We start from the raw sequence: 3,835 nt of genomic DNA on the forward strand, positions 1-3,835 counted from the left end.
ACACCCTGAGAGATACGCTACATGAAGCAATCAATCAGTCGGAAAATGAAATTCCTCTGCCCATATTTAATTATAAGTATTTTCCTTAATCGGTTTTATTCTTCTTTAAACCAGCCCGAGTACATCAGGTAATTTTTTGCTATTTTCTGGTTCATTTCTTTCGCCTGTTCCGAATCTACTTTTTTTACAAACTTGGCAGGTACACCTGCATAGATACTTCCCGGCTCTACCTGTGTGCCGCTCAGTACCACTGATCCTGCTGCAATAATCGCACCTTCGCCTATCACTGCATGATCGAGAACAATGGCTCCCATACCTATCAGTGCACCGTTTTCTATTTTTGCACCATGCACTACCACGTTATGACCGATGGATACATCGTCGCCTATTTCTACTACAGACTTTTGGTACAAAGTGTGCAACACACTGCCATCTTGGATGTTTACCCTGTTTCCGATGCGTATAGAGTTTACGTCGCCACGCAATACGGTGTTAAACCAAATGCTACAATCTTTACCTATTACCACATCGCCGATTATTGTAGCGTTTTCGGCCATGTATGTATTTTCTCCAATCTCAGGTGTAAACCCTCTGACTTCTTTTATTAATGCCATTATCTTTTATTTTGTATAATAATCGAAGAACTGTTCCAGTCCTTTAGAATCTATTTTCTTTGCAACTATTTTTTTGTTTTTATCCAACACAAACACTGACGGAATGTATGATGTGTCATAGTTCAGCCAGTATTGTGATATATTATTCGGGTCGGCGGCGTTGATCCAGCCGGTCATCTTATTATTCTTTACAAACTTATCCCATTCTTTTTTGTCGCTTCCCTTTATGTCGATGGCTACTACCTGCAATCCTTTGTCTTTGTATTTGGTATATACCTCATTGTATATGCGAGGTGTTTCTTCTATACAGTGATTACAGTCGTGACCATAGAAATACAATATCAGGTATTCGGCTTTTATATCGTTTGTCTCAATTGTCTTACCGTCTATTGTTGTCAGTTTTATATTGCGGGCTCTCATGCCTATGCGATTGTTTTTGATATGCTCATACATATACTGCAATCCCGACACTTGAGCACTATCTATCCACGCCAGGTTTTTGCCGAAGACGTAATCTTCGCAAAGCTTTGCCCAGATATTCTCATCGCCCATTCTGTCGCTCGAAGTGGTTGTATTTATCAGATAAGACAACATTTCTTTAAAACACACTTCATTCTCTTTTGTTCTGCTTACAAGCTTAGTTGCTGCTATCGCCAAAGAATCGGGCGTAGGATTTACCCACTGAGTCATATATGATTCTATATAGCTGGTCAAATAATTTGTTCGCCACAGACGAGGGTCGGTAAGGTTTATATTATCAAAATAATGTACTTTTCCGTACTTGTTGTTTTCTGCAAACTCTTTATCATTCTTAGGGTCGGTGTAAGGTAGCGTGATCGGAGTCATACCCTTTAGGAAAGTTCCAAACCAATTCGTCTTATTTTCTTTGATAAGATTGTTTACATAGGTCTGCGCTATTTGCTCTTCGGTTGCTATTTCCTTTTCTATGCCGGCTCTTTTTTGCGGAGTAAGATCTGATGCCGATAGCTGATCTTCGAGTGTCTCTCTCAAAGCATCATTTTCTGCTACCTTGTTGAGATAGCTCCACAGTAGGCGCGTGTCATCGTTTCCTGTTACAGTGCTTTTTAAGAAATTATCCTTGTTGATTGTTATCTGCATTTTGCTCTGTTCGCTGCCAAAGAGCATGTCTGTTCTGAAGTCAGGTGCTATGTAAAGAAAATATTGCCCTTCGGGATACTTCTCTTTTGCTGTAAATACACCTTTACCTGCCGCAGAAAGTACAACGGAGTCTTTTGCGTATGTAGCGCCCCGCCAATATTGTCCCAGATATAGCTTTTTGCCACTCTGTCCCGGATAAGTCACTTCTAAGTTGAATTTGTTATCGGGACTTTTAATAGTTTGAGCCTCCATCTCAAACGTGAAAAGGAGGCTCAATAATATAACAGTTATTTTAAATCTCATGAGTTTTTTCTTTTAACCATTGTTTTTCGTCTTCGGTCAATAGTGGAGAAAGACGATCGTATACAAATTTGTGATACTCGTTAAGCCAGACGATTTCCTTCTCTGTCAACATTTCTTTCACTATAGGTGTCGTATCTATAGGGCAAAGAGTCAGCGTTTCGAAAGAATAGAAATCTCCGAATTCGGTAGTCATTTCATGCTTCGTACGAATGAGGTTTTCGATACGGATACCGTATTGTCCTGCTCTGTACAGTCCCGGTTCATTGGATGTTACCATTCCCGGTTGCAGAGTTGTAGGGTTCTCATTCATTCTTATGTTTTGAGGTCCTTCGTGTACATTGAGGAAATGTCCGATACCATGCCCTGTTCCGTGCAGGTAGTTTAGCCCTTCATCCCACAATGCCTTACGAGCCAAGATATCTAACTGGCTTCCTCTTGTGCCTTGAGGATATATTGCTGTTGCCAGATTGATATGCCCTTTCAGTACCATGGTATAGTCCTTTTTCATCTGGTCGGTAAGCGGGCCTACAGCCAGTGTACGGGTTATATCTGTTGTACCGTCGAAATATTGAGCACCGGAGTCTACAAGCAGCAAACCTTCGAGTTTAACGGGTAGTGAACTTTCATTGCTTACATGATAGTGAACGATTGCCCCGTTAGGACCATAGCCCGAGATTGTATCAAAGCTTTCTCCTACAAAGTTTTTCTGTTGACTTCTGTATTCCACCAGTTTTTCGGGTATCATAATTTCCGTCACATTACCACCGGGTACTGCTTTTTCGAGCCACATGAAGAAGCGTACCAATGCAACACCATCGCGCTCCATCGCATTGCGGATACCCTGAACCTCTGTATCGTTTTTGATACTCTTCATCAGGTCTGCCGGAGATGGCATATCGATGATGCGGCATTCGTCGGGTATCGTATTATATAGCTTGAAGGTTACTTTGTTCGCATCCAAACAAACAGGTGTCTTTAGTTTCGATACATAATCAAATACCTTATCGTATTCGGCAATTGTAACCCCTTCTGCTTTCAGGTAATCGGAAATTTCCGATGTTAGTTTTTTAGGATTGATAAACAATACTGTTTCTTCTTTCGAAACATAGGCGTAACTAACCGCTACAGGGTTGCACTTCACGTCGTTACCTCTGATGTTAAAAATCCAGGCAATTGTATCTAATGATGCTACAAGCAAAGATTCTGCTCCATTTTTCTCTACAGCATCGCAAATACGTGCTATTTTTTTATGTGCCGCTTCGCCCGCATATTTTTCAGGCAGAACAAAGATTGCATTCGTAGGTATTTCGGGTCTGTCGTTCCATATTTTGCTGAACGGATCGTAATCACTGATAAGGTGCAATCCTTTCATGTTTAATTTGTGGGTAAGGTTCATGGCTTCTTTAGCTGCATACACAGTGCCATCTATACCAACGTATTCTCCTTTTCCCAGTTCGGAGGTTAGCCACTCTTCTATACTTGGGGTTGAAGGAAGTCCTTCTTTGAATAATTCGATATCAGCTCCTTCCAGTTCTTTTGCTCCTTGCAGAAAATAGCGGGAGTCTGTCCACAGCCCTGCTTTTTCGCGAGTGACTACAACTGTTCCGGCCGCACTACGCGAATTTATGGGAGAAAAAGGCTTACATGCTTTTATCATCCCCAGCACCGACTCCCATCTAAGTGAATACCCGGCTTCGCACTGGGCTTCGCGCGAATGGATCAGTGGATTCACAGGGTCGGCCGGAACAGTTGTAGTCACTCTTCTATACTTGGGGTTGAAGGAAGTCCTTCTTTGAATA

The 3,835-nt window shown here is 41.7% G+C and carries 4 protein-coding genes; 1 reads left to right on the plus strand and 3 read right to left on the minus strand.

The features are described 5' to 3' along the window. Positions 1–95: 95 nt before the first annotated feature. The 3 genes from LDB17_RS07920 to LDB17_RS07930 are packed head-to-tail and all read right to left on the minus strand — an operon-like array spanning position 96 to position 3,759. Positions 96–614, minus strand: a complete 519-nt coding sequence (locus tag LDB17_RS07920) for a gamma carbonic anhydrase family protein (RefSeq protein ID WP_135103660.1) — start codon at positions 612–614, stop codon at positions 96–98. A 6-nt stretch (positions 615–620) separates the two neighbouring features. Next, positions 621–2,036, minus strand: a complete 1,416-nt coding sequence (locus LDB17_RS07925; protein WP_135103661.1) for a TlpA disulfide reductase family protein — start codon at positions 2,034–2,036, stop codon at positions 621–623. Next, entirely contained in the window at positions 2,026–3,759 is a 1,734-nt protein-coding gene (locus LDB17_RS07930) for an aminopeptidase family protein P (RefSeq protein ID WP_393924978.1), read from the minus strand. The genes LDB17_RS07925 and LDB17_RS07930 overlap by 11 nt, the downstream gene beginning before the upstream one ends. Here LDB17_RS07930 and LDB17_RS07935 point away from each other — a divergent pair. Continuing rightward, the gene (locus LDB17_RS07935) at positions 3,692–3,832 is read left to right on the plus strand and encodes a hypothetical protein (RefSeq protein WP_393924979.1); all 141 of its coding nucleotides are present in this window, start codon (positions 3,692–3,694) and stop codon (positions 3,830–3,832) included. The genes LDB17_RS07930 and LDB17_RS07935 overlap by 68 nt on opposite strands. The last annotated feature ends 3 nt before the right edge of the window (positions 3,833–3,835 follow it).

This window comes from Dysgonomonas sp. Shenzhen-Wh21 (genome assembly GCF_043392705.1).
Classification (GTDB): domain Bacteria; phylum Bacteroidota; class Bacteroidia; order Bacteroidales; family Dysgonomonadaceae; genus Dysgonomonas.